Source organism: Gordonia namibiensis NBRC 108229, from assembly GCF_000298235.1.
GTDB classification, from domain to species: domain Bacteria; phylum Actinomycetota; class Actinomycetes; order Mycobacteriales; family Mycobacteriaceae; genus Gordonia; species Gordonia namibiensis.
Genome location: NZ_BAHE01000016.1, coordinates 72,450 through 97,857, shown reverse-complemented (window position 1 = coordinate 97,857; position 25,408 = coordinate 72,450). Strand labels below are relative to the sequence as shown.

The following is a 25,408-nucleotide window of genomic DNA, read 5'->3' as shown; positions in this document are numbered from 1 at the left end:
CGCCGGTGTCGACAGTTGTAAGTCCGGTCACCATCGAAATACGCAGTGCCACAACGTCGTTGGCACTATTTAGATAGAGATGCCGAAATTCGGCATAAATTCTCGAGTTCTGGGTACTCCCGGTCGTCGAACCGCACCGGAACTCCTGCGCTCACACAGACGTGACGCGGTTATACCAAGAAGAAGGAAGCAGGTCATGCAACTTCTCGACACCACTCCTGTACTCGACAAAACCTACGACGACTCGGTGTTCACCACCCACGAGTCCGAGGTGCGCAGCTACTGCCGCAACTGGCCGGCGGTCTTCACCACCGCCAAGGGGTCCTACATCACCGACCAGGACGGTCGGAAGTACCTCGACTTCTTCGCCGGTGCCGGTTCGCTGAACTACGGCCACAACAACGACGAGCTCAAGAAGGCGCTGATCGACTACATCGCCTCCGACGGCATCACCCACGGCCTCGACATGGCCACCGTCGCCAAGGGCAACTTCATCGAGAAGTTCAACCAGCACATTCTCGAGCCCCGCGGACTCGACTACAAGATCCAGTTCCCCGGGCCGACGGGCACCAACGCCGTCGAGGCTGCACTCAAGCTGGCCCGCAAGGTGACCGGTCGCGAGTCGATCATCAGCTTCACCAATGCCTTCCACGGCATGACGCTGGGCTCGCTGTCGGTGACCGGTAACTCCATGAAGCGCGCGGGTGCCGGAATCCCGCTGGTCCATGCGACCCCGATGCCGTTCGACAACTACTTCGGCGGCGTCATGGAGGACTTCGCCTGGTTCGAGCGCGTCCTGGACGACTCGGGTAGTGGCCTGAACCGCCCCGCCGCGGTGATTGTCGAGACCGTGCAGGGTGAGGGCGGCGTCAACGTCGCCCGCGCCGAGTGGCTGCGTGCGCTGGCCGACCTGTGCAAGCGCCGCGACATCCTGCTCATCGTCGACGACGTCCAGATGGGCTGCGGCCGCACCGGCGAGTTCTTCTCGTTCGAGGAAGCCGGCATCAAGCCCGACATCGTCACCCTGTCGAAGTCGATCAGCGGCTACGGTCTGCCGTTCGCGCTGACCCTGTTCAAGCCGGAGCTCGACGTCTGGACCCCCGGCGAGCACAACGGAACCTTCCGCGGCAACAACCCCGCCTTCGTCACCGCCGCCAAGGCGATCGAGACCTACTGGTCCGATGACACCCTGAGCCGCGACATCCACGCGAAGGGTGAGCGCATCCACGAGGTCTTCTCCGACCTCTGCAATCGCTACGAAGGCATCTCGACCCGCGGTCGCGGCATGGTTCGCGGCCTGGTGTTCGAGGACCACACGGCAGCCGGCAAGGTCTGTGCGCAGGCCTTCGGTGCCGGGTTGCTGGCCGAGACGTCGGGTCCGTCCGACGAGGTCGTCAAGCTGCTCCCGCCGCTGACCATCTCGCGCGAGGACCTCGACCGCGGCCTGTCCATCCTTTCCGACGCAGTCAAGGAGGTGATCGGATGATCGTCCGAACCACCGAAGAGATCACCGGTACCGAGCGCGACGTGGCCGACGGCCACTGGCGTTCCAAGCGAATCGTCCTCGGCGGCGACGGTGTGGGGTTCTCGTTCCACGAGACCACCATCGAAGCCGGCAGCGTGAACGAATTCCACTACGCCAACCACATCGAGGCCGTCTGGCTCGTCGAGGGCACCGGCACCCTGCTCAACCGTGAGACCGGCGAGACCCACCCGCTGGCCCCCGGCACGATGTACCTGCTGAACGGCCACGAGCGCCACACGGTCACCGCCGACACCCAGATGCGCATGCTGTGCGTGTTCAATCCGCCGGTGGTCGGCACCGAGGTCCACGACGAGAACGGCGTGTACCCGTTGGTCGCCGTGCCGCAGCCGACCGGTAAGCATGCCGAGGACGCCGTCGAGGAGACCGCCGTCTCCTGACGCCTCGACCTGCACAGAAGTCAACGAGTGCGCACCCTGCCTATCCTGGGCAGGGTGCGCACTCGTCTTCAGCTCGGCCAGACCCCGGCCGAACACACACCGCTCGACGATGACGTCGCCGAGCGCATCGATCTGGCCGCCGACATCCTGGCCGGACGCCGGGTCGCGGTCCTGACCGGCGCCGGCATCTCCACCGACTCGGGTATCCCCGACTACCGCAGCCCGGGGTCGCCGCCGCGCACGCCGATGACCCTGGAGATGTTCCTGTCCTCCCCCGAGTTCCGCCGGCACTACTGGGCTCGCAATCACCTCGGCTGGCGCCACATGGACGCCGCCCTCCCCAACCCCGCGCATCTCGCACTGACCGACCTGCAGGGCCACGGCCGGGTGTCGACGGTGATCACGCAGAACGTCGACATGCTGCACACCAAGGCCGGGACACGAGGCGTCCTGGAGCTGCACGGCTGCTATGGCCGCGTGCGCTGCCTGAGGTGTGACTGGCGGATCTCCCGGCACCGTCTCGCGCAACTGCTCGAGGAGATCAACGCCGGTTTCGCCGAACGCGTGGCCGGGCGTGGGGCCATCGAGGTGGCACCCGACGCCGACGCGATGCTCTCCGACACCTCGGAGTTCCGGATGATCGACTGCCCGCACTGCGGTGGCATCCTCAAACCCGATATCGTCTACTTCGGCGAGACGGTTCCGAAACCGCTTGTCGAGCAATCCTTCTCGGCGGTCGATGAGGCCGACGCCCTGCTCGTGGTCGGGTCATCGCTGACCGTCATGTCCGGCCTGCGGTTCGCGCGACGGGCCCATCGTGCCGGTAAACCGTTGATCATCGTCAACCGCGGACACACCCGCGCCGACGAGCTGGCGTCCCTCAAGATCGACCATCGGGCCGGGGTGGTGCTGCCGGCGCTCGCGGCCGGTTAGCCTCCGGGAAGCAGCGCTCAGCGCGAGACGACGACCAGATCGTCGGCGTGCACGACGGGCCGCTGCAGTTCGGGCGGGAGCTCTTCGGTGTGGCGACCGATCATCGAGGTGACATCGTCGGACTCGTAGGCGGCGACCCCACGCGCCTTCACGACGCCCCGCTGGTCCACCAGTTCGACGACGTCACCGTCGAAGAACCGGCCTTCGACGCCGACCACGCCGGCAGCGAGAAGTGAACGGCGCCTGCGGGATACGGCGGCCACCGCGCCGTCGTCGAGGACGATCCTGCCCCGCGCGTCGGCGGCATGACGCACCCAGAAGCGACGTGCGGACAAGCGCTCCTCGCGGGCGGCGAACACCGTGCCCACCGAGGCGTCGGCCAGCGCCTGCGCCGCGGATGACGCGGCGGCGAGCAGAACCGGGACACCGGCGTCCGCGGACAGACGCGCTGCGGCGAGCTTTGACGCCATCCCGCCGGTGCCGAGCGCTCCCCCGGACCCGGCGATGACGCCGTCGAGGTCCTCGGGTCCGTTCACCTCGGGGATCAGACGGGCACGCCGACCGTCCACGCCCACCTTGCGGGGGTCGCCGTCGTACAGGCCGTCGACGTCGGAGAGGAGCACGAGGGCGTCGGCGCCGCTGAGATGGGCGACGAGTGCGGCGAGCCGGTCGTTGTCGCCGAACCGGATCTCGTTGGTCGCGACCGTGTCATTCTCGTTGACCACGGCGACCGCGCCGAGCGACCGCAGACGATCAAGGGTGCGTTGGGCGTTGGCGTGATGCGAGCGGTTCGAGATGTCGTCGGCAGTCAGCAGGACCTGCCCGACGGTGCGGCCGTAGCGGGCGAAGGACGTGCCCCAGGCGTGCGCCAGGGCGAGCTGACCGACGCTGGCCGCGGCCTGTTTGGTGGCCAGATCCTTCGGACGCTTCTTGAGACCGAGCGGGGCGATGCCCGCGCCGATCGCACCCGACGACACGACGATGACGTCGGAACCGGCGCGCATCCGCGCCTCGAGGGCGTCCGCCAGGGCGTCGAGCCGGTCGCGGTCGAGCCCCTCGGCCAGGTCGGTCAGCGCCGACGAGCCGATCTTCACCACAATGCTGCGCGCGTGCGCGATCTGTTCCCGCACGCCCCGCACCTCGATGCCGGCCTCCGCGGTCACGACTGGTCCTGCTCTCCGTCCTCGACGGGCAGTCCGCGCCGCAACCGGCGGGCCTGCTTGCGTTCGTGGGCGCCCACGCGGTCGTTGCGGTCGAGTCGGATGTCGGTACCGCGTCCGGTGACCGGGACGTCGTCGCCCATGGGCGTGCTCGGCTCCCAGTCGAAGGTGACCGCACCGATGGTGACCGGGGCGCCGGGCTCGGCACCCATCTTCACCAGCTCGTCTTCGACGCCGAGGCGGTTGAGGCGGTCGGCCAGGTAGCCGACGGCCTCGTCGTTGTCGAACTGCGTCTGGGCGATCCAGCGCTCCGGGCGCGTGCCGTAGACGACGAAGCCGCCCTCGATCTCGGGGTCGCGGACGATGGTGAAACCGGTGTCGTCGACCGCCTTCGGGCGGATGATCGCCCGGCGAGGTGTCTTCTCCGGCTGCGCTTCCCGGTACTCGCGGACCATCTTCGCCAGCGCGAAGGTCAGTTCGCGCAGACCTTCGTGGGCCACCGCGGAGATCCGGAACACCGGCCAACCGCGTTCGGCCAGTTCGGGTTCCACGAGATCGGCGAGTTCGGCGGCGTCGGGGACGTCCACCTTGTTGAGGATGACCACACGCGGTCGCTCGGCCAGGTCACCGAGACCGTGGTCGGCGTCGAGTGCCGGCTTGTACGCGGCCAGTTCGGCTTCGAGGGCGTCGATGTCGGACACCGGATCGCGGCCGGGCTCGAGGGTCGCGCAGTCGACGACGTGCGCGAGGACGGCACACCGCTCGAGGTGTCGCAGGAACTCCAGTCCGAGACCACGACCGGTCGAGGCGCCCGGGATCAGACCCGGCACGTCGGCGATGGTGAACACGTCACCGGCGGTCTGCACCACACCGAGGTTCGGCACGAGAGTGGTGAACGGGTAGTCGGCGATCTTCGGCTTGGCCGCTGACAGCACCGACACCAACGACGACTTGCCCGCCGACGGGAAGCCGACGAGGCCGACGTCGGCCACCGACTTCAGCTCAAGGACGAGGGAACGCTGCTGGCCCTCCTCACCCAGGAGGGCGAAACCGGGAGCCTTGCGGGCCTTCGACGCGAGCGACGCGTTGCCGAGACCACCGCGACCGCCCTGTGCGGCCTCGAAGGTCGTACCGGTGCCGACGAGGTCGGCGAGAATCGTGCCGTTCTCGTCGAGGACGACCGTGCCGTCGGGCACCTTGAGGACGAGGTCCTCGCCCATGGCGCCGTCGCGGTTGTCCCCGGCGCCGGGCTTGCCGTTGCTCGCCTTGGCATGCGGACGGAAGTGGAAGTCGAGCAGAGTGTGCACCTGCGGGTCGACGACGAGTCGCACCGACCCGCCGTTACCGCCGTTGCCGCCGTCCGGGCCGCCGAGAGGCTTGAACTTCTCCCGGTGAACCGACGCGCAGCCGTGGCCACCGTTGCCCGCCGCGACGTGAATGGTCACGCGGTCGACGAACCGTGACATCGAATCCTTCTTCCGTCAAAAAAGAACAGGGCGGGCCGGGTACGTGATGACCCTGCCCGCCCTGCGAAAAGGCTTGTCGTGCCGGAGTACTCGGGTCAGACCTGAGCGGTTTCCGGAACGATGTTGACCGTCTTGCGGCCACGCTTGCTGCCGAACTCCACCGCGCCCGCGGCGAGCGCGAACAGGGTGTCGTCGCCACCGCGACCGACGTTCACGCCGGGGTGGAACTTGGTGCCGCGCTGACGAACGAGGATCTCTCCTGCGCTCACCTGCTGGCCACCGAAGCGCTTCACACCGAGTCGCTGGGCATTGGAATCGCGACCGTTGCGGGAGCTGGATGCGCCCTTCTTATGTGCCATGTGTCAGTCCTCCTGAGGTCTTCGCGAAGCTTGTCGAACTACTTGATGCCGGTGACCTTCAGGACCGTCAGCTTCTGACGGTGACCCTGGCGCTTGTGGTAGCCGGTCTTGTTCTTGAACTTGTGGATGCGGATCTTGGGGCCCTTGACGTGCTCCACGACCTCGCCGGTGACCGAGATCTTGGCCAGCTGGTCGGCGTCGGTGGTCAGGGTCGAGCCGTCGACGACCAACGCGACCGGCAGGCTCACCGTGGAGCCGACCTTCTCGTCGATCTTCTCGACCTTGACAGTGTCGCCCTCAGCGACCTTGTACTGCTTGCCGCCGGTCTTGACGATCGCGTACGTTGCCATCGAAGTTCTTCCTCTTAATCGTCTGGTCGGGCCCTTCGTCAGCGCCGAGGCGCATTCGAAGGCGTTCGTGTAGTGCGTGCCGGTGCGGGCCGCAATCCACCCAGTCAGTTGACCGGGAGTGGTTGCGATTCACACCAGAGGGCCTGCCACGGGATTTGTGCCGGTTCCGGTGCACGTGGCACAGAACAGCGCAGACCCTCCGCGGGAGGCGACTTTCCAAGGTTACGGGAACGGCGGTGGCCGGGTCAAACTCGCCCCGCCGGTCCCTCACCTCGGACCTCAGCTGTCGGCCGGCGGCGGTCCGGCGGGCCTGCCCGCCGTCCGCTTCCGCGGGCGCCGACGTACTGCGACCACCGACTCTCCGGTGGAGACCGGACCGAAGGTCGTCTTCGGCGCCTCCGGAGCCGCGTCGACGGCCGTCATCACCACGTTCTCCGGTGCGGTCGTCGTCTGCGCCGGACGCCGGACCACCCGGCGGCGACGCTTCGCCGCAGGTGCCTGGCCGTCGGTCGACGCGGCCGGTTCCTGGGCCTTCGCGGGCTCCTGGGCCTGCTCCGGCTCTTCGGCCTTCGCGGGTTCTTCCGTCTTCGCGTGCTTCTCGGCCTTCGTGACCGGTTCCGGCGTCTGCGCCTTCTCCGGCTCCGCCTCCGGCGACTCCGTCGTCACCGGGGTCTCGGCGGCATTCGCGACCGCCTGCTCGACCTCGACGTGCTCACCCTCGTGGTGCTCGCCCTCAGGATGCTCCCCCTCAGGATGCTCACCGTCGTGGTGATGTGCGGCCATCGCCCGGAACAGCGGGTGCTCGGCAGCGGGCTTGTGCGGCGGGGCCGCCGGCGGTGCGGTCTTGGGTGCCGCCGCCTCGGCGGGGGCCTCCGACTTCTTCTTGCCGCGGCGCGAACGCTTGGAACCCGCGCCGTCCGACTTCGCCGCATCGTCGCCGGCGCGCACCTCCACCGGGTTGGCGTGCACGATCAGGCCGCGACCGCCACACGAGGTGCAGGGGGTCGAGAAGGCCTCGAGCAGACCTGTTCCGAGACGCTTACGCGTCATCTGGACCAGGCCGAGCGAGGTCACCTCCGACACCTGATGACGGGTACGGTCCCGGGCCAGCGCCTCGGTGAGGCGACGCAGCACCAGGTCACGGTTCGATTCGAGGACCATGTCGATGAAGTCGACGATGATCATGCCGCCGATGTCGCGCAGACGCATCTGCCGCACGATCTCCTCGGCCGCCTCGAGGTTGTTCCGGGTGACCGTCTCCTCGAGATTTCCGCCCGACCCGGTGAACTTGCCGGTGTTGACGTCGACAACCGTCATCGCCTCGGTGTGTTCGATGATCAGCGTGCCGCCGGAGGGCAACCAGACCTTGCGGTCGAGCGCCTTCGCCAGCTGCTCGTCGATGCGGTGGACCACGAACGAGTCCGGGGCGTCCGCATGCGGCTTGCTGAACTTCTCCACCCGCTCCATGAGATCGGGGGCTACCGAGCTGACGTAGCCCTCCACGAGGTTCCACGCCTTGTCGCCCTCGACGACGAGCTTCTTGAAGTCCTCGTTGAAAAGATCGCGGACCACGCGGACCAGCAGGTCGGGCTCCTCGTAGAGCGCCTTCGGCGCACCGGAACCGGACTTCTTGGCGCTCTCGACCGACTCCTCGATCGACTTCCACTTCGCCTCGAGGCGGGCGATGTCGGCTCCGAGCTCCTCGGCGCTCACACCCTCGGAGGCGGTGCGGATGATCACGCCGGCGTCCTCGGGGACCAGCTTCGACAGGATCTGCTTGAGACGCTTGCGCTCGACGTCGGGCAGCTTGCGGCTGATTCCGGTCGACGAGCCGCCGGGCACGTAGACGAGGTACCGGCCGGCCAGCGAGATCTGCGTGGTCAGGCGGGCACCCTTGTGCCCCACCGGATCCTTGCTGACCTGGACGAGCACGTGGTCGCCTGGCTTGAGCGCCTGCTCGATCTTGCGGGAACCGCCGTCGAGTCCGGCGGCGTCCCAGTTGACCTCGCCGGCGTACAGCACACCGTTGCGCCCGCGGCCGATGTCGACGAAGGCCGCCTCCATGCCGGGCAGCACGTTCTGCACGCGTCCGAGGTAGATGTTGCCGACCATCGACGACGACGTCGCCGTGGTGACGAAGTGTTCGACAAGGACACCGTCCTCGAGCACCGCGACCTGGGTGTAGTCCTCCACCGCGGCATGATCGTGGCCGTCGCCGTCGGTGATGCTGGTGTTGGCACTGCGCTCGCGTACCACCATCACGCGGTCCACCGCCTCGCGACGGGCCAGGAACTCCGACTCGGTCAGGATCGGCGGACGCCGGCGACCGGCGTCACGGCCGTCGCGACGGCGCTGGCGCTTGGCCTCGAGCCGCGTCGAACCGGAGATGCCCTGCACCTCGTCGCGCGCCCGCTTGCTGCGGGGTTCACGCTCGTGGACGACGGTGTTCGGCGGATCATCCGGCGAGCCCTCGTCGGAGTCTCCCCCGCCCTTGCGGCGCCGGCGACGACGCCGGCGGCGGGTCGAGGACCCCTCAGCCGAATCGTCCCCGGAGTCATCGCCGTCGTTGTCGTCCGAGTCGTCGTCACCGGAGTCGCCGTCCTTCGACGAATCGTCGGCAGCGGAGTCCTTGCCGGTGGCCTCCTCCGAGGTGTCCGAGCCCGACCGGCGGCGGCGCCGACGGCGAGAGGTCGACTCGTCCGCCTTCGACTCATCCGACTTGGGTTCGTCCGCCTTGGATTCGTCCGTCTTCGACTCGTCCGACTTCGACTCATCAGAAGTCTCGTCCGTGGTCGCCGCGTCGACAGATTCGGTCGAGGAGTCGTCGTCGGGGGACTTGCTCTCGGACTTGTCGCCGTTCTCGTCGGAATCGTCCTCGTCCGAGGCGTCGCCCGACTCGCCGTCACCGCCCTGGTCACCGCGACCGCGGCCACGGCCACGACGTCCGCGGCGCCGACGACGGCTGCGACCCGAACCCGAATCGTCGTTGTCGGAGCTGTCGGAGTGGTCTGCGGACTCGTCGGTGTCATCCGAGTCGGCGGTCTCCGTTTCGGGAGCCTTCTCCTCGGCGGTCTTCGATGCAGGGGTCTTCGGCTCGGGGGTCTTCGTCTCGGGGGTCTTCGTCTCCGGGGCCTTGGCTTCCTGAGGCTTGGCGCCAGAGTCGGCGGTGGAGTCGTCGGCCTTCGCCGGCTTCTCGGCCTGCTTGGCCGGGCGTGCGGTCTTCGGCTTCTCGGCCGGGGCCTGCGGCTGCAGGAACAACGGCTGGGTGCCGTAGGACGCCTCGGCCTCGGCGGCGGGTGCCGCGACCGGCTCGTCGTACCGCGTCGAAGCGGCCGAAAACAGGCTCGGCGGCTCATCGGCCTTCGGTGTCTCCGCCTTCGGTGTCTCCGCCTCCGGTGCCTCCGCCCGCGGTGCCTCCGCCTCAGCGGCGGGTTCCTCGACAGCCGGTTCCCCGGTGGTCGGTTCAGCGCTGGTCGGCTCAGCGGTGGCGGCGGCCTCGGGGGCGGCTTCCTCTGGAGTGGACGGAGTCACGCCGGGCTCGTCGGCCTCGACGTTCGCCCGCACCCGTTCGGCCACGGCCTGCGCCACCTCACGGTCGACGCTCGATTGGGGGCTACGCGTCTGCACCCCGAGAGTGGCCAGGTGCGCGAGCACCTGCCGACTCGTCAAGCCCAGGAAGCGGGCCAGTGCGTGCACACGAAGTTTGCTGGGAAATTCTTCCACCGGTTCTGGCGCTGCGTTCGCGTCAGCCGGTGACCCGTTGTCGGTCACTCAGTCTCCTCGAACCCCCGGGCGCGTCGGGCTGACGCGGCCACGCGAGGGTCTGCTCTGTGTCCCGGTCCACGTATGGCCGGTGTTGTGTGGTCTGCGCGTCATCACGCTGAGCCGTGTCGGTTCAGCAGAGAACGCTCTTGCTGTGTCGATGACCGCATCCCGGGCGCCTTCCACGACACCGGGCACAGGGCGAAGCCTGAGTGTCCGGCTGCTGGCAGCAGCACGAACCTCGGCGGGGTCAGCTGTGGTTGTGGGCGTCGCGGTGCGAGGTTGCCGCACCGCGACGCGCCGAACCAAGGCGCGTCATCCGGCCATCGTCGACAAAGTGTGTCGGCGATAACCCTGCAAGTATCCCACATGGGGGTCGGATGACCGCAAAGTATGCGCGTTTGACACGCGCGTCGAACCGAGCCGGACCGAGGTGACCCCGGTCAGCCTGCGAGTTCGGGGAACCAGATGCCGATCTCACGCTCGGCCGATTCCGGCGAGTCCGAGCCGTGGACCAGGTTGTACTGCGTGTTCAGGGCGAAATCGCCGCGGATGGTGCCGGGCACCGCCTTCTCCACGGGATCGGTGCCGCCGGCGATCTGACGGAAGGCCGCGATGGCGCGCGGGCCCTCCAGGACGGCCGCGACCAGCGGGCCGGAGGTGATGAACTCCAGCAGTGAGCCGAAGAAGGGCTTGTCCGCATGTTCGGCGTAGTGGCCGCGGGCCACCTCGTCGCTGGCGGTCTGGAGTTCGAGAGCGACGAGGGTGAGCCCCTTGCGCTCGATACGGCTGATGATGTCGCCGACGAGCGAGCGTTCGACGCCGTCCGGCTTGATGAGTACGAGAGTGCGTTCAGTCACGACTGACACCTTATCGACCGGCCGGAGGATTCCGACGGTCAGGAGCAGTACTCACCGGCCACGGGGAAGAACCCGTAGTTGAACAGGCTGCCGGAGCGTGCCTGCGGGTCGACGACGATCTGCAGGCATCCACCGGGAGAGGCGAGTGCACCGGTGAGAGCGAGGTCGAACTGTTGCGCCAGAGCGAGATTCGCCGGACGGTACTGGGCGGGCACCGGCATGGTCGCGATGGCCTCCGGCGCCTTCATCCCGGCTGCGCGCTTGGTGATGTCGTGGGTCGCGACGTAGCTGAACTCACCCTGCGAGACGGGGACCGGCGCTCCTGCCTCGGGTACCGCGAACGCCTCGAGCGCCGGGGGCGTCTGCTCGGGGGCGGGCTCCGCCGAGGCGACGGCGGGAGCGCTCAGAGCGAACGCGGCCGCCCCGAGCAGCGCCGTTCCGGCCGTACGGCCGAGACGGGCGGAGGTGCGGGGGCGATCGATACCGGCGGGGGTCCGGGAAAACAGGAACTGCACGTACGTCCTCACGTTGGATGTCGCTGCGATTGCGAGTCGCGATGAAAAGAAAGCCACGCGGGAACCAGTCCGCTCCCCCACGGCTTGCGCCATTCTTGCAGCAACTCCCACAGTCCGCCCGGCTTCGCCGATAACGGTCCGGCCACAGGTCTTGCGACCACCAAACCGCCGTGGGGACAGTGTTGACCACCCAGGTGAGAGGCGTGTCAGTCGATCGGTTCCTGCCCGGGGAGCATGCCCAGTTCGACGCGCTTCTCCACATCCCGCTTGATGTAGACGATGTAGAGCCAGACCGACCCGAAGACCACACCTACCGCAGCGATCGACCAGTGGAAGACACCACCGACGATCACCGCCACCTGGAGTGCGAGATCGAGCTTGAGCGCGTACGGACGACTCTGCATCCCGGCGGCCGCGATCATCGCGAGCACGAGCAGGATCAGGTATCCGCCGGACACCCAGGTCAGTCCGCCGCCGAGACGCCAGACGATCGGGAACGCCAGGATGACGACGATGACCTCGAGAATCATCGTCCCCGCCATCACCCCGCGCAGGCCCTTCCACGGGTCGTTGGCGGGTGGGGTGTACCGGGTCATGACGGTTCCTTACCGAACAGGGTGCGCGCGGCACCGGCGGTCACGACCGAGCCGGTGATCACGACGCCCGCACCCGAGACTCGTTGGCCCTCGGCTTCCTCCGCGAGGGCGATGGCTTCTTCGACGGCATCGGGCAGGAACGGCTGCACGACGACCCGTTCCTCGCCGAACACCTCGGTCGCGTACTCCGCGAGCGTCTCGGCGTCGAGGGCACGGGGTGAGCCGTTGTTGGTGACGACGACGGCGTCGAGCACCGGCTCGAGTGCTTCGAGCAGACCGCGCGCGTCCTTGTCACCGAGGACGCCGATGACGCCGACGAGGCGCCGGAAGTCGAACTCCTCGGCCAGCGCCTGGGCCAGTGCGTTCGCGCCGTGCGGATTGTGCGCGGCGTCGGCGAACACCGTCGGCGCGCTGCGGAGTCGTTCGAGCCGGCCGGGATTGCCGACCGTGGCGAACCCGCTCCGGATCGCGTCGATGTCGAGCTGACGGTCCGGGCCGGCACCGAAGAAGGCCTCGACGGCGGCCAGTGCCAGGGACGCGTTGGCAGCCTGATGAGCTCCGTGCAGCGGCAGGAACACCTCGTCGTAGACGCCGCCGAGCCCCTGGATCGTGAGCATCTGACCGCCGACGGCGGTGGCCGAGCCGAGGACCGCGAACTCCGACCCCTGACGGGCCACGACGGTCCCCGCATCGACCGCTGCACGCAGCAGCACGTCCATGACCTCGGGGTTCTGCTCGGCGATGATCGTGACCGGGTCGACGGCCCCGAGGGCGTCGGGCTCACCGGGCTTGATGATCCCGGCCTTCTCCCCCGCGATGGCCGCCAGGGTGTCGCCGAGATAGTCGGCGTGGTCCATGGCGATGGGCGTGATGACCGAGACGATGCCGTCGATGACGTTGGTGGCGTCCCAGCGGCCACCCATGCCGGTCTCGACCACGGCCACGTCGACCGGCGCCTCGGCGAAGACCGCGTAGGCCATCGCGGTCAGCACCTCGAACTTGCTCATCCGCGGCCCACCGGCCGCGGTCGAGCTGTCGTCGACCATCGTGATGTACGGCTCGAGCTCGCGGTAGGTGTCGATGTAGGTCCGCGCACGAATCGGCTTGCCGTCCACCGAGATCCGCTCGGTGACCCGCTGCAGGTGCGGGCTCGTGATGCGCCCGGTCCGCCGATGCAGCGCGGTCATCAGCGCATCGATCATCCGCGTCACCGACGTCTTGCCGTTGGTGCCCGCGATGTGGATCGCCGGATAACTGTGCTGCGGCGAGCCGAGCAGGTCCATCAACGCCGCGATACGCGTCAGCGACGGTTCGATCCTGGTCTCGGGCCAGCGGGTGTCGAGTTCGGTCTCGACCTCGGCGAGTTCGGCGAGATCGTCGGCGCTGTCGTGGACGGTGAGCGGCGGACGGTCGTGCTCGGCGTCCGCCGCCCGTTCCTCCGCGTCGATCAGTTCCGACAGTCCCAACGGATCCTCGCCGACGACGGCGGGATCCTCCTCGGGGAAGCCGGTCTCGTCGCTCACGCGCCGCCGGCCAGACTCGCCAGCTTCGCGTTCAGGCGCTCGACCTCTTCGGTTGCGATCCGCTGGCGGTTCCGGATCTTGCTGACCACATGGTCGGGGGCCTTGGACAGGAACTGCTCGTTGCCCAGCTTGGCCGAGGTGGTCGCCAGTTCCTTCTCGGCGACCGCGAGGTCCTTGGTGAGGCGCTTCCGCTCGGCCTCGACGTCCACCGTTCCCGACGTGTCGATCGCGACGGTGACGGTTGCGACCGACAGCCGGACCTCGATGGTCGCGGTCGCGGTGAAGCCGGGTCCGGCGGGATCGAGACGCGCCAGCGACTGCACGTACGGCAGCAGCGGCTCGATGCCCGACTCCCCCAGTCCGTCGAACTGTGCGGCCACCCGCTGACCGGGACGCAGCCCCTGGTCGCTGCGGAAGCGACGCACCTCGGTGATGAGGCGCTGCAGGTCGGCGACGCGGGCCGCCGAATCGGTCGACCAGTCCTGTCCCGACGGGGCCGGCCACTCGGCGATGACCAGCGACTCGCCCCCGGTGAGTGCCTTCCACAGCACCTCGGTGACGAACGGCATCACCGGCGACAGCGCGCGCAGCAGCGGCTCGAGGACCGCGCCGAGCACGATGGAGGTTGTCTCCGAACGCTTCTCGTCGTTCTCGGCGAACTGCACCTTCGCCAGCTCGAGGTACCAGTCGCACACCTCGTCCCAGGCGAAGTGGTAGAGCGACTCGCAGGCCTTGGAGAACTCGTAGGACTCGAATCCGGCGTCGACCTCGGCGAGCACCTCGTCGAGACGCCGGAGAATCCAGCGGTCGGCGTCGGTCAGGGCGTCCCCCGCCGGCAGTTCGGCGACCTTGGCGCCGTTCATCAGCGCGAACTTGGTCGCGTTGTACAGCTTGGTCGCGAAGTTGCGTGACGACTGGGCATGGTCCTCGCCCACCGAGATGTCGGCGCCCGGGTTGGCGCCGCGGGCCAGCGTGAACCGCAGCGCGTCGGCGCCGAAGCGCTCCACCCAGTCGAGCGGGTCGATGCCGTTGCCCTTCGACTTCGACATCTTGCGGCCGTGCTCGTCACGGACCAGGCCGTGCAGGAACAGGTTGTGGAACGGGATCTCGTTACCCGGACCCAGATCCTTGCCGACATAGGTGCCGAACATCATCATCCGCGCCACCCAGAAGAACAGGATGTCGTAACCGGTGACGAGAACCGAAGTGGGATAGAACTTCTCGAGGTCGGCGGTCTTCTCCGGCCAGCCCATGGTGGAGAACGGCCACAGACCCGAGGAGAACCAGGTGTCGAGGACGTCGGTCTCCTGGACGTAACCCTCCGGCGCCTCCTCGTCGGGTCCGACGCAGACGACCTCGCCGTCCGGGCCGTACCAGATCGGGATGCGGTGGCCCCACCACAACTGACGCGAGATGCACCAGTCGTGCATGTCGTCGACCCAGCCGAACCAGCGCGGCTCCATCGATTTCGGGTGGATCACGGTCGACCCGTCGCGGACGGCGTCGCCGGCGGCCTGGGCCAGCGACGAGACGTTGACCCACCACTGCATCGACAGTCGCGGTTCGATCGGCTCACCGGTGCGCTCCGAGTGCCCGACGCTGTGCAGGTACGGACGCACCTCCTTGACGATGCGCCCCTGCTCGGCGAGGGCCTCACGCACCTTGACGCGCGCCTCGAAACGGTCCATGCCGTCGAATTGCGTTCCGGTATCCGCGATCCGAGCAGACTCGTCCATGATCGTCGGCATCGGCAGGTTGTGCCGCTGCCCCAGCGCGAAGTCGTTGGGATCGTGGGCCGGGGTGATCTTGACCGCGCCACTGCCGAATTCGGGGTCGACGTAGTCGTCGGCGACGATCGGGATGTTCCGATCGAGGAACGGGTGCGGCAGTTCGGTGCCGATCAGGTGCTTGTACCGCTCGTCGTCGGGGTGCACGGCGATCGCGGTGTCGCCGAGCATCGTCTCCAGACGCGTCGTGGCGACCACGATGTGGGGTTCGGAGTCGTCGAGCGAGCCGTAGCGGAAGCTGACGAGTTCGCCCTCGACATCGGCGTAGCTGACCTCGATGTCGCTGACCGCGGTCTTGAGGACCGGCGACCAGTTGACCAGCCGCTCCGCCTGGTAGATCAGCCCGTCGTCGAACATCTTCTTGAAGACGGTGTGCACCGCACGCGACAGACCCTCGTCCATCGTGAAGCGCTCACGCGACCAGTCGACGCTGTCGCCGAGTCGGCGCATCTGTTCACCGATGTTGCCGCCGATCTCGGCCTTCTCGGCCCAGACGCGCTCGATGAACGCCTCGCGGCCGAGGTCGTCGCGAGTTTTGCCCTCGGCGGCCAGTTTGCGCTCGACCATCGTCTGCATGGCGATCGCGGCATGGTCCATGCCGGGCAGCCACAGCACCTCGTAGCCCTGCATGCGACGACGACGCGACAGCGCGTCCATGAGGACGTGCTCGTAGGCGTGACCCATGTGCAGCGACCCGTTGACGTTGGGCGGCGGGATCACGATCGAGAACGGGGGCTTGTCACTCGTCGCGTCGGCGGTGAAGTAGCCGGCATCAACCCAGCCCTGGTAGAGCGTGGCCTCGTGCTGGGCGGGGTCCCAGGATTTCGGCAACTCGTTCTCGGGCAGCGCAGATGTCGGGTCGAGTGATGTCACGGCCGCCATTCTATGTTTCCGCCGGGTGTGACCTCGCCCCGGTCCTCACTCGTGCACCGTTCACGCGGTCTCGGCCGCAAGTGCCGGACCGAGGAGGAGCCCGCCGTCGATCACGTACTCCGCCCCGGTGATGAACGACGCCTCCGCCGACGTGAGGAACAGCAGGAGCCGGGTCACGTCGGCCGGCTCGCCGAGCCGGGGAACGGCGAACGGCTCGGGCGAGTAGAAATCGGCGATCGCCGCCGTGGCGCCGACCGCGGGTTCGTTGATGAACCGGGTCGCGATCACGCCGGGGTGGATGGTGTTGACGCGAATGTGGTCGCGGCCCAGTTCGAGAGCCGCCGTCCGGGTCAGACCTCGTACGGCCCACTTGCTGGCGACATAGGGCGCGTACAACGCGGTGCCACCCATACTCATCGTCGACGCGATGTTGACGATGACACCGCCTCCCGCACGTCGCAGCGCGGGCGCGACCGCCTTGACACCGAGGAAGGTGCCGGTGAGGTTGGTGCGCAGGATCCGTGACCAGGTGACCTCGTCCGTGTCCTCGATCAACGCCGGCGGATTCTGGACCCCGGCGTTGTTCACGAGCACGTCCACGGCCCCGAAGGCTTCCTCGGCGGTTGCAACCGCCGACGACCACGAGTTCTCGTCTGTGACGTCGAACCGGATGAAGCGAGCGCGGGACCCGAGCTCGTCGGCGATGGCGGTACCGCGCCCGGCGTCGGTGCCCCCGATGATGACGTTCGCCCCCTCCGCGTGGAAGGCGCGGACATGGCTCGACCCCTGTCCACCGGTTCCCCCGGTCACGAGCACGGTCTGGTTGTCGAAGCGGTGCATGAGGTGTTCCTCCGGTGGCGAGATGGGCGACCGGGAGCATCGGATGATGATCGGGGTCAGTGGTGAGCCGATCGACTCACCACTCACGCTAGGTCGTATCGGATGGTGAGTCAAGCCACTCACCTCGTATGCTCTGGGCCATGAGCAGAGGCGTGTCGACCTACCATCAGCGCATCGCGCAGGAGAAGCGCTCGGTGATCCTGGAGGCCGCGACGGCCCTCTTCCTGCAGCTCGGCTACGACCGGACATCGCTGGCGCGGATCGCCGAACACTCCGGCGTGTCGCGGGCGACCCTGTTCAAGCAATTCCCCAGCAAGGCAGCGCTTTTCGATGCCATGATCACCGAGTCGTGGTCGATCGACGACGAGGAGACCGCTCCCCCGGCAGGCGAGGTCGCCCACGGGTTGAGCGTCCTCGGTCACCGCTACGCCGCACTGCTGTGCCGTCCCCGGATGACCGACCTGTTCCGGATCGTCATCGCCGAGCTCCCCCGGTTCCCAGAACTGGCCGACGCACAGTTCGTACGCGGGAAGATGCCCTACTTCGAATCCGTGCGCGCATACCTCCTGGCCGAGCACGAGGCGGGCACGGTGCGGATAGACGATGTGGAGCTCGCCGCCACCCAGTTCCTGGGGATGATCTCCAACTACGTGTTCTGGCCGACGCTCCTGGTGCCGGGCTGGGAGGTCGGAGCCGAACGCGTCGCAGAAGTGGTCGACGAGGCCGTCCGCACCGCCGTCGCCCGATACTCCACGGCCGGGTCGCCGGCACCCACCGGCGACTGACCTCGTCGATCAGCCCGTCGCCTTCGATCAGCCCGTCGCTGTGATCAGCCCGTCGCTGTGATCAGCCCGTCGTCATCCGCAGCCGGTGCAGATCCTCGGGCGCGTTCACGTTCACCAGCCAGTCGGCGTCGGACACGCCCACGCGGTAGGTGTTGAGCGCCTCGATCGCACCGAGCATCCGGCGCTCACCGCCGGCCACCAGATCGGCGATCACCGGCCCGGCATCGGTCCGGTAGATCCCCGCCATCGGATGGTCGCGCTGCGCGTCACGGGCGATCACCGCCTGGGCGGAGTCGGTGAGTCCCAGCCGGAGTTCGTCGATGAGTTCGGGCGCGATCAGCGGCATGTCGGTGGCGCACACGAAAGCGAGGTCGGCGCCGTCGGCCGCAGCCTTTGCCAGTCCCGCGACCAGCCCGCCCAACGGGCCGGCCCCCTCCTGTTCGTCGGTCACCCAGTGCACCTTAACCCGGTCGATGCCGGGCGCCGCGCGGTCGCGGATGTCGTCGATGCCGCGGAAAGCCGCCGACGTCTCACCGGCCACGACGAGCACCGGATCGCACCGTTGCGCCACGACCCGGACGACCCGGGCGAGCATCGGCTCCCCGTCCCAGTCCAGTGCCGCCTTGTCGCTCCCCATACGCCGCGACCGTCCGCCGGCCAGCACGATCGCCGCGAGTTTCGAACCGTCTGATCCCGTGTCGTGAGTCACAACACCCAGTGTGCGTGATCCGTCACCGCGGCGAGGCAAGATGGACATCATGAGCCGTAGCCCTGATGGTGACCTCCGCGTCGACGAGCCCACCGATGTCCACCGCAAGAAGGTGAAGACCTGGGCCGCCGGCGTTCCCGCGGTGGCCGTGGCGCTCAAGCGCGGACTCGAGCAGATGGGCCCGGTGCGCACCGCCCGAACCCTCCTCGAACTCAACCAGCGCGACGGCTTCGACTGCCCCGGCTGCGCCTGGCCCGAGACACCCGGCCACCGCAAGCACGCCGAGTTCTGTGAGAACGGCGCGAAGGCCGTCGCCGAGGAGGCCACCAAGCGCTCGGTGACCCCGGAGTTCTTCGCCGCCCACAGCGTCGAGGACCTCGCCACCCGCAGCGGTTATTGGCTCTCCCAGCAGGGCCGACTGGCGCATCCGATGTATCTCGCGCCCGGCGACACCCACTACCGCCCGGTGAGCTGGGACGAGGCCAACCGCATCATCGCCGACGAGTTCGCCGCGATGTCCTCCCCCGACGAGGCCGTCTTCTACACCTCCGGGCGGACCAGCAACGAGGCCGCCTTCGTCTACCAGCTGTTCGCGCGCAGCCTCGGGACCAACAACCTCCCCGACTGCTCCAACATGTGCCATGAATCGTCGGGCGCCGCGCTCGGGACGTCCATCGGCATCGGCAAGGGTTCGGTGACCGTCCCCGACCTCGAGGCCGCCGACCTCATTCTCATCGCGGGGCAGAATCCCGGCACCAACCATCCGCGCATGCTGGCCACGCTCGAGAAGGCGAAGGGCAATGGGGCACGGATCGTCGCGATCAACCCGCTGCCCGAGGCGGGTCTGATGCGGTTCAAGGACCCCCAGAAGGTCGGCGGCGTCATCGGTGACGGAACCAAGCTCGCCGACGACTTCCTCCAGGTGCGCCTCGGCTCCGACATGGCGCTGTTCCGAGGTGTCGCCCGACTGCTGCGCGACGCCGAGCAGGCGAATCCCGGCACCGTCTTCGACCACGAGTTCCTCACCGGGTCGTGCGCAGGCACCGAGGACTACCTCGCCCTGCTCGACGACGTCGACATCGACGAGGTCGCCGCCATCACGGGTCTGACGAGAACCCAGATCGCCGATCTCGCCGACGCCGTTCGGACCTCGCAGCGCATCGTGTTGTGCTGGGCGATGGGACTCACCCAGCACCGTCACGCGGTGGCGACGATCGCCGAGGGCACCAATGTGTTGTTGCTGCGCGGCATGATCGGCAAGGTCGGAGCCGGATTGTGCCCCGTGCGAGGGCATTCCAACGTCCAGGGCGACCGCACGATGGGCATCTTCGAGAAGATGCCCGAATCCTTCCTCGCCGCACAGGATGCCGAGTTCGGGATCGTCAGCCCCCGCAAGCACGGGTACGACACCGTCGCCGCGATCAACGCGATGGCGGCGGGCAAGGTGCGGGTGTTCATGGGAATGGGCGGCAACTTCGTCTCCGCCACCCCCGACACCGAGGCGACCGCGGACGCGCTGCGCCGGTGCGCCCTGACCGTGCAGGTGTCGACCAAGCTCAACGAGTCGCACACCGTCACCGGTCGCGCGGCGCTCATCCTGCCGACCCTCGGCCGGACCGACCGCGACGTCATCAACGGAGTCGCCCAACGTGTCTCGGTCGAGGACTCGATGTCGGTGGTGCATCTGTCCCGAGGCTCACTGCCGCCGGTGTCGCCCGATCTGCGCAGCGAGGTCGCCATCGTCTGCGACCTCGCCACCGCTGCGCTCGGCGCCGATCATCCGGTGCCGTGGCAGAAACTCAAGGGGAACTACGACACGATCCGCGATCGTATCGAGCGGGTGATCCCGGGGTTCGAGGACTTCAACATCCGCGTCCGGCGCAGCGACGGCTTCGTCCTACCGAACCCGCCCCGCGACAACCGGTCCTTCGACACCCCGAACGGCAAGGCCAACTTCGCGGTGCACCCGCTCGAGTGGGTGCACATCCCGGAGGGGCGTCTCATCCTGCAGACGCTGCGCAGCCACGATCAGTACAACACCACCATCTACGGGCATGATGACCGCTATCGCGGGATCAAGGGCAACCGGCATGTGGTGATGGTCAGTCCCGCGGACATCTCCGCACTCGGACTGCACGACGGCCAGCTCGTCGACATCGTATCGGAGTTCGAGGGCGAGAACGGACTCGAGGAGCGCCGCGTACGCGGCTTCGAGATCGTCGCCTACGACACCCCGCAGGGCAATGCGGCCGCCTACTACCCGGAGACCAATCCGTTGGTGCCGTTGGGTGCAGTGGCGAAGGAATCCAACACCCCGGTGTCCAAGGCCGTGGTCGTCCGGCTCGAACCGGCCTGAGGCCCCCTCGCTCAGAACAGAGAAATCCCCGCCCGGATCACCGGGCGGGGATTTCTCTTGTCTGTCAGACGGTTACGTCAGGCACTCTTGTCGCGACGCTCGTCGTTCGACGCCTTGCGCGGGACGATGGTCGGCAACACGTTGTCGCGCACCGTCTCACCGGTGACGACGACCTTCTCGACGTCGTCACGGCTCGGGATGTCGTACATGACCGGCAGCAGGACCTCTTCCATGATGGCGCGCAGACCACGAGCACCGGTGCCACGATGGATCGCCTGGTCGGCGACCGCCTCGAGGGCGTCCTGGGTGAACTCGAGCTCGACGTTGTCCATCTCGAACAGGCGGGTGTACTGCTTCACCAGTGCGTTCTTCGGCTCCGACAGGATGCTCACCAGCGAGGCCTTGTCGAGATTGGTGACCGAGGCGACGACCGGCAGCCGGCCGATGAACTCGGGGATCAGCCCGAACTTGATCAGATCCTCCGGCATCACATCGGCGAACTGATCGGAGGTGTCGACCTCGTCCTTGCTCGCCACTTCGTTGCCGAAACCCAAGCCGCGCTTGCCGATTCGTTCGGACACGATCTTCTCGAGACCCGCGAACGCACCAGCGACGATGAACAACACGTTGGTGGTGTCGATCTGGATGAACTCCTGGTGCGGATGCTTGCGCCCACCCTGCGGAGGCACCGACGCCTGCGTGCCCTCGAGGATCTTCAGCAGCGCCTGCTGCACACCCTCACCGGACACGTCACGGGTGATCGACGGGTTCTCGCTCTTGCGGGCGATCTTGTCGACCTCGTCGATGTAGATGATGCCGGTCTCGGCACGCTTGACGTCGTAGTCGGCGGCCTGGATCAGCTTCAGCAGGATGTTCTCGACATCTTCACCCACGTAGCCGGCCTCGGTGAGCGCGGTGGCGTCGGCGATGGCGAACGGCACGTTCAGCATCTTGGCCAGCGTCTGCGCGAGGTACGTCTTGCCACAACCGGTCGGGCCGAGCATGAGGATGTTCGACTTCATCAGCTCGACGGTCTCACCCGTGCGGGAGTCCTTCTTCTCCCCCGCCTGGATGCGCTTGTAGTGGTTGTAGACGGCCACCGCGAGCGTGCGCTTGGCGGTGTCCTGACCGATGACGTACTTCTCGAGGAAGTCGCGGATCTCCGCGGGCTTCGGGAGTTCGTCGAGTTTCACGTCGCCGTTCTCGGCGAGCTCCTCCTCGATGATCTCGTTGCACAGGTCGATGCACTCATCGCAGATGTACACGCCGGGGCCGGCGATGAGCTTCTTCACCTGCTTCTGACTCTTCCCGCAGAAAGAGCACTTGAGCAGGTCGCCGCCGTCTCCGATTCGTGCCATCTCGCGTAGTACCTACTTCCTCGTTGCCGGACTGTCGTCGTGGTCCGTCGCGTCGCACGCAGCCGGGCACGGATGATCTGACGACCTCCGAATGCCCAGTAACCCGACGGTACCCGCGCACCGCTCGAACTTCGACCGATAAGGCCAAATGTCGCGACAGAAAATCCCCGCGACTTCTGTACTGGTTGTGGGTTGTCCCTAGGACTTCTTCATCGACTTCTTGCGGTATTCGAAGACCTCGTCGACGATGCCGTATTCCTTGGCCGCCGCGGCGGTCAGGATGTTGTCGCGATCGGTGTCCTTGCGGATCTTCGCCTTGTCCTGGCCGGTGTGGCTGGCCAGGATCTCGTCGAGCCGGTCGCGGATGCGCTCGATCTCGGCGGCCTGGATCTCGAGGTCGGAGACCTGACCCTGGTAGGCGCCGCCGGTGCGCGGCTGGTGGATCAGGACGGTCGCGTTCGGCAGAGCCGCACGCTTGCCCGGGGTTCCGCCGGCGAGCAGGATCGCCGCGGCCGAGGCCGCCTCACCGAGGCACACCGTCACGATGTCGCAGTGGACGTACTGCATCGTGTCGTAGATGGCGAGCATGTCGGGAACGCTGCCGCCGGGCGAGTTGATGTACATGGTGATGTCGCGATCGGGGTCCTGCGACTCGAGGACGAGAAGCTGGGCCATCACGTCGTTCGACACGACCTGGTCGATCGGGGTGCCGACGAAGACGATGCGCTCCTCGAACAGCTTGGCGTACGGGTCGTACTGGCGCTGACCGTTCGGGGTGTGCTCGATGAACGACGGCAGGATGTAGCGCGCCTCGATGTTCTTGAGCGCCAACGCCGACGACGGGATACCGGCGGCGACCTCGGCGGGCATACCGTCCAGGGAAAGGGAGTTGGTCATCTGTTGCTCCAATGAGTAGGTGTGGCTCGGAGGTGGCGGAATGCTCGGGACCGGGTCACTGCCCCGGACGCGAGATCACCTTGTCGACGAAGCCGTACTCCTTGGCCTCCTCGGCGGTGAACCACTTGTCGCGATCCGCGTCGGCCTCGATCTTCTCGAGCGGCTGACCACTGAACTCGGCGTTGAGCCGGTTCATCTCCTTCTTGGTGAGCGCGAACTGCTCGGCCTGGATGGCGATGTCGGCGGCCGTACCGCCGATACCCGCGGACGGCTGGTGCATCATGATCCGCGCGTGCGGCAGGGCATGGCGCTTGCCCTTGGCGCCGGCCGCGAGGAGGAACTGACCCATCGATGCCGCCATGCCCATCGCGTAGGTGGCGACGTCGCACTGGGCGAGCTGCATGGTGTCGAAGATGGCCATGCCCGCGGTGACCGAGCCACCGGGCGAGTTGATGTAGAGGTGGATGTCCTTGGTGGGGTCCTCGGCGGCGAGCAGCAGGATCTGCGCGCACAGCCGGTTGGCGATGTCGTCGTCGACCTGGGTGCCCAGGAAGATGATGCGTTCGCGCAGCAGACGCTCGAACACCGAATCGGTCAGGTTCAACCCAGCCACACCCGAACTCATCGAGGGTGTGTGGATGGTCGGCTCACTCACAGGTTCCTACCTTTGCCTTGTTGTCATGACCTGTGCGCGCCGTCGCCGGCGTCGCACACGTTCTCTGTCTGATGACGTCCTCTCCGACACTAACCAATCCACACCCACCGGCACTCCCGAGGACACGTCTATTCGCTGAGAGCAGAACGGGTCATCACTGTGAACGGCGAATGCAGACCGGTGCACCCGACGCCGATCGCCGGCCCCCGCGAACGGGGACCGGCGATCGGTGATGCGTGGTGAGGCTCCGGGTCGACTCAGTTGTCGGCGTCGGCCGCCTCGTCGGACTCGGCGTCGTCGTTGCCCCCGAAGAACTCGGAGGTGTCGACGGTCGCACCCTTGGTGTCGGTGACGGTGAACTCGCCGACGATGCCGGCCAGCGACTTGCCGCGACGGACGTCGGCGTAGACCGCGCCGACCTGGTTGGCCTGGGTCAGCTGCTGGATGAACTCCTGCGGCTGCATGCCGTAGCGCTGCGCGGTGAAGATGATCTGCTGGGTCAGCTCGTCCTGGCTGACCTCGGTCTCCTGCTGATCGGCGATCGCGTCGAGGAGCAGCTGCTGCTTGACCGACTTCTCGGCCTCCTCGCGGGCCTCGGCGTCCCACTCCTCGCGGGTCTTGCCCTGCGCCTCGAGGAACTTCGCGACCTGCTCGTCGTCGTGGCCGAGAGCGTGGATGATCTGGTGCTGCTGACCCTCGATCTCCTCGGCGACGACCTTCTCCGGCAGCGGGACCTCGACGGTCTCGATCAGCTTCTCGAGCACGGCGTCGCGGATCTTGTTGGCCTGCTCGAGCTTCGCCGACTGCTCGACGCGCTCGGCCAGGCTCGCACGCAGCTCCTCGACGGTGTCGAACTCGCTGGCCATCTGCGCGAACTCGTCGTCGACCTCGGGGAGCTCGCGCTCCTTGACCGACTGCACGGTGACCTTCACCAGAGCCTCTTCACCGGCGTGGTCGCCGGCGACGAGCTTGGTGGTGAACTCCTTGCTCTCGCCGGCCTTCAGACCGATGAGGGCGTCGTCGAGTCCGTCGATGAGCTGGCCGGAGCCGACCTCGTGGGACAGACCCTCGGTGGTGGCCTCCTCGACGGCCTCGCCGTCGACAGTGGCCTCGAGGTCGATCGACACGAAGTCACCGTTCTCGATGCCGCGCTCGACACCCTTGAGGGTGCCGAAGCGGGCGCGCAGGCCTTCGAGCTGCTCGTCGACCGCTGCGTCGTCGATCTCGATGGCGTCGACCTCGACCGAGAGGGTCGAGTAGTCGGGCAGGGTGATCTCCGGGCGGACGTCGACCTCGGCGGTGAAGGTGACGGACTCGCCGTACTTCAGCTCCGACAGGTCGATCTCCGGCTGGCCGATGGCCTTGGTCTCGGTCTCGGCGATGGCCTCCGAGTACTTGGCGGGGATGGCGTCGTTGACGACCTGCGCCAGGACCGAGTCGCGACCGACGCGGGCCTCGATCAGCTTGGCGGGCGCCTTGCCCGGGCGGAAGCCGGGGATCCGGATCTGCTGGGCCAGCGACTTGTACGCCCGGTCGAAGTCTGCGGACAGCTCCTCGAACGGGACCTCGACATTGAGCTTCACTCGGGTCGGGGTGAGTTGCTCGACAGTGCTCTTCACGCCTACTGCTCCTTATATCTGGGGTGGTGATGAAAGTTCGGTTTCGGGTGGTGTGCCCCCGTGACCCACACGGTCACATCGA

21 protein-coding genes are annotated in these 25,408 nt (G+C 67.5%); 5 read left to right on the top strand and 16 right to left on the bottom strand.

Translation table 11 applies throughout. The annotated features are described in order from the left end of the window. Positions 1-196: 196 nt before the first annotated feature. From ectB to GONAM_RS10735, 3 genes are read left to right on the top strand one after another with little or no spacing between them, the layout of a single operon-like run. Entirely contained in the window at positions 197-1,486 is a 1,290-nt protein-coding gene (gene ectB, locus GONAM_RS10745) for a diaminobutyrate--2-oxoglutarate transaminase (protein WP_006866796.1), read from the top strand. Further along, a complete protein-coding gene (locus GONAM_RS10740) occupies positions 1,483-1,923 on the top strand; it encodes an ectoine synthase (RefSeq protein WP_006866795.1) in 441 nt (146 codons plus the stop codon). The genes ectB and GONAM_RS10740 overlap by 4 nt, the downstream gene beginning before the upstream one ends. 54 nt (positions 1,924-1,977) lie before the next feature. Next, positions 1,978-2,856 carry a Sir2 family NAD-dependent protein deacetylase gene (locus GONAM_RS10735; protein WP_040536050.1) on the top strand — a complete coding sequence of 293 codons (879 nt, stop codon included), beginning with the start codon at positions 1,978-1,980 and terminating at the stop codon, positions 2,854-2,856. Positions 2,857-2,873: 17 nt separating this feature from the next. Here GONAM_RS10735 and proB read toward each other — a convergent pair whose 3' ends face one another. From proB to GONAM_RS10680, 11 genes are all read right to left on the bottom strand, one after another. Then, complete coding sequence (gene proB, locus GONAM_RS10730) at positions 2,874-4,019, bottom strand: glutamate 5-kinase (RefSeq protein WP_006866793.1); 1,146 nt, start codon at positions 4,017-4,019, stop codon at positions 2,874-2,876. Beyond that, the gene (gene obgE, locus GONAM_RS10725) at positions 4,016-5,482 is read right to left on the bottom strand and encodes a GTPase ObgE (protein ID WP_006866792.1); all 1,467 of its coding nucleotides are present in this window, start codon (positions 5,480-5,482) and stop codon (positions 4,016-4,018) included. The genes proB and obgE overlap by 4 nt, the downstream gene beginning before the upstream one ends. Positions 5,483-5,577: 95 nt before the next feature. Beyond that, positions 5,578-5,841: a 50S ribosomal protein L27 gene (gene rpmA / locus GONAM_RS10720; RefSeq protein ID WP_005198946.1), complete on the bottom strand. Its 264-nt coding sequence runs from the start codon at positions 5,839-5,841 to the stop codon at positions 5,578-5,580. A 38-nt stretch (positions 5,842-5,879) separates the two neighbouring features. After that, positions 5,880-6,191, bottom strand: coding sequence for a 50S ribosomal protein L21 (gene rplU, locus GONAM_RS10715; RefSeq protein WP_006866789.1), 312 nt, complete (start codon positions 6,189-6,191; stop codon positions 5,880-5,882). A gap of 279 nt (positions 6,192-6,470) precedes the next feature. After that, positions 6,471-9,962 (bottom strand): translation initiation factor IF-2 N-terminal domain-containing protein, encoded by a 3,492-nt coding sequence (locus tag GONAM_RS10710; RefSeq protein ID WP_006866788.1) that lies wholly within the window; start codon positions 9,960-9,962, stop codon positions 6,471-6,473. Between the two features lie 434 nt (positions 9,963-10,396). Further along, positions 10,397-10,813: a nucleoside-diphosphate kinase gene (ndk, locus tag GONAM_RS10705; RefSeq protein ID WP_006866787.1), complete on the bottom strand. Its 417-nt coding sequence runs from the start codon at positions 10,811-10,813 to the stop codon at positions 10,397-10,399. A gap of 38 nt (positions 10,814-10,851) precedes the next feature. Then, a complete protein-coding gene (locus GONAM_RS10700; RefSeq protein ID WP_006866786.1) occupies positions 10,852-11,328 on the bottom strand; it encodes a hypothetical protein in 477 nt (158 codons plus the stop codon). Positions 11,329-11,534: 206 nt separating this feature from the next. Then, positions 11,535-11,924 carry a DUF4233 domain-containing protein gene (locus GONAM_RS10695; protein ID WP_006866785.1) on the bottom strand — a complete coding sequence of 130 codons (390 nt, stop codon included), beginning with the start codon at positions 11,922-11,924 and terminating at the stop codon, positions 11,535-11,537. Further along, on the bottom strand, positions 11,921-13,447 hold the full coding sequence (folC, locus tag GONAM_RS10690; RefSeq protein ID WP_006866784.1) for a bifunctional tetrahydrofolate synthase/dihydrofolate synthase: 1,527 nt from the start codon (positions 13,445-13,447) through the stop codon (positions 11,921-11,923). The genes GONAM_RS10695 and folC overlap by 4 nt, the downstream gene beginning before the upstream one ends. Beyond that, positions 13,444-16,116, bottom strand: coding sequence for a valine--tRNA ligase (locus GONAM_RS10685; protein WP_051992533.1), 2,673 nt, complete (start codon positions 16,114-16,116; stop codon positions 13,444-13,446). Before GONAM_RS10685 ends, folC begins: the two co-directional genes overlap by 4 nt. Positions 16,117-16,167: 51 nt before the next feature. Continuing rightward, on the bottom strand, positions 16,168-17,034 hold the full coding sequence (locus tag GONAM_RS10680; protein WP_245548605.1) for an SDR family NAD(P)-dependent oxidoreductase: 867 nt from the start codon (positions 17,032-17,034) through the stop codon (positions 16,168-16,170). A gap of 53 nt (positions 17,035-17,087) precedes the next feature. Here GONAM_RS10680 and GONAM_RS10675 point away from each other — a divergent pair, with 53 nt between their 5' ends. Beyond that, positions 17,088-17,732, top strand: a complete 645-nt coding sequence (locus tag GONAM_RS10675) for a TetR/AcrR family transcriptional regulator (protein ID WP_040536114.1) — start codon at positions 17,088-17,090, stop codon at positions 17,730-17,732. Positions 17,733-17,793: 61 nt separating this feature from the next. On the opposite strand, the gene mobA is transcribed toward GONAM_RS10675, so the two are convergent. After that, the gene (gene mobA / locus GONAM_RS10670) at positions 17,794-18,369 is read right to left on the bottom strand and encodes a molybdenum cofactor guanylyltransferase (RefSeq protein WP_006866780.1); all 576 of its coding nucleotides are present in this window, start codon (positions 18,367-18,369) and stop codon (positions 17,794-17,796) included. 121 nt (positions 18,370-18,490) lie between these two features. Here mobA and GONAM_RS10665 point away from each other — a divergent pair, with 121 nt between their 5' ends. Then, positions 18,491-20,797, top strand: a complete 2,307-nt coding sequence (locus GONAM_RS10665; protein WP_040536109.1) for an FdhF/YdeP family oxidoreductase — start codon at positions 18,491-18,493, stop codon at positions 20,795-20,797. A gap of 77 nt (positions 20,798-20,874) precedes the next feature. Here GONAM_RS10665 and clpX read toward each other — a convergent pair whose 3' ends face one another. The 4 genes from clpX to tig form a co-directional block, all read right to left on the bottom strand. Then, the gene (gene clpX / locus GONAM_RS10660; RefSeq protein WP_006866778.1) at positions 20,875-22,155 is read right to left on the bottom strand and encodes an ATP-dependent Clp protease ATP-binding subunit ClpX; all 1,281 of its coding nucleotides are present in this window, start codon (positions 22,153-22,155) and stop codon (positions 20,875-20,877) included. Between the two features lie 198 nt (positions 22,156-22,353). Further along, positions 22,354-23,052 (bottom strand): ATP-dependent Clp protease proteolytic subunit, encoded by a 699-nt coding sequence (locus GONAM_RS10655; RefSeq protein WP_006866777.1) that lies wholly within the window; start codon positions 23,050-23,052, stop codon positions 22,354-22,356. Positions 23,053-23,107: 55 nt separating this feature from the next. Next, positions 23,108-23,707 carry an ATP-dependent Clp protease proteolytic subunit gene (locus GONAM_RS10650; protein ID WP_006866776.1) on the bottom strand — a complete coding sequence of 200 codons (600 nt, stop codon included), beginning with the start codon at positions 23,705-23,707 and terminating at the stop codon, positions 23,108-23,110. Between the two features lie 257 nt (positions 23,708-23,964). Further along, the gene (gene tig, locus GONAM_RS10645) at positions 23,965-25,326 is read right to left on the bottom strand and encodes a trigger factor (RefSeq protein WP_006866775.1); all 1,362 of its coding nucleotides are present in this window, start codon (positions 25,324-25,326) and stop codon (positions 23,965-23,967) included. Positions 25,327-25,408: the final 82 nt, after the last annotated feature.

What these genes read in the sequence shown, in the direction of transcription:
- rpmA (WP_005198946.1), bottom strand. Translation starts at nt 5,841, where the DNA reads ATGGCACATAAGAAGGGCGCATCCAGCTCCCGCAACGGTCGCGATTCC.
- GONAM_RS10685 (WP_051992533.1), bottom strand. Translation starts at nt 16,116, where the DNA reads ATGGCGGCCGTGACATCACTCGACCCGACATCTGCGCTGCCCGAGAAC.
- obgE (WP_006866792.1), bottom strand. Translation starts at nt 5,482, where the DNA reads ATGTCACGGTTCGTCGACCGCGTGACCATTCACGTCGCGGCGGGCAAC.
- GONAM_RS10655 (WP_006866777.1), bottom strand. Translation starts at nt 23,052, where the DNA reads ATGACCAACTCCCTTTCCCTGGACGGTATGCCCGCCGAGGTCGCCGCC.
- GONAM_RS10675 (WP_040536114.1), top strand. Translation starts at nt 17,088, where the DNA reads ATGAGCAGAGGCGTGTCGACCTACCATCAGCGCATCGCGCAGGAGAAG.
- GONAM_RS10665 (WP_040536109.1), top strand. Translation starts at nt 18,491, where the DNA reads ATGAGCCGTAGCCCTGATGGTGACCTCCGCGTCGACGAGCCCACCGAT.
- clpX (WP_006866778.1), bottom strand. Translation starts at nt 22,155, where the DNA reads ATGGCACGAATCGGAGACGGCGGCGACCTGCTCAAGTGCTCTTTCTGC.
- mobA (WP_006866780.1), bottom strand. Translation starts at nt 18,369, where the DNA reads ATGGGGAGCGACAAGGCGGCACTGGACTGGGACGGGGAGCCGATGCTC.
- ectB (WP_006866796.1), top strand. Translation starts at nt 197, where the DNA reads ATGCAACTTCTCGACACCACTCCTGTACTCGACAAAACCTACGACGAC.
- rplU (WP_006866789.1), bottom strand. Translation starts at nt 6,191, where the DNA reads ATGGCAACGTACGCGATCGTCAAGACCGGCGGCAAGCAGTACAAGGTC.
- GONAM_RS10740 (WP_006866795.1), top strand. Translation starts at nt 1,483, where the DNA reads ATGATCGTCCGAACCACCGAAGAGATCACCGGTACCGAGCGCGACGTG.
- GONAM_RS10695 (WP_006866785.1), bottom strand. Translation starts at nt 11,924, where the DNA reads ATGACCCGGTACACCCCACCCGCCAACGACCCGTGGAAGGGCCTGCGC.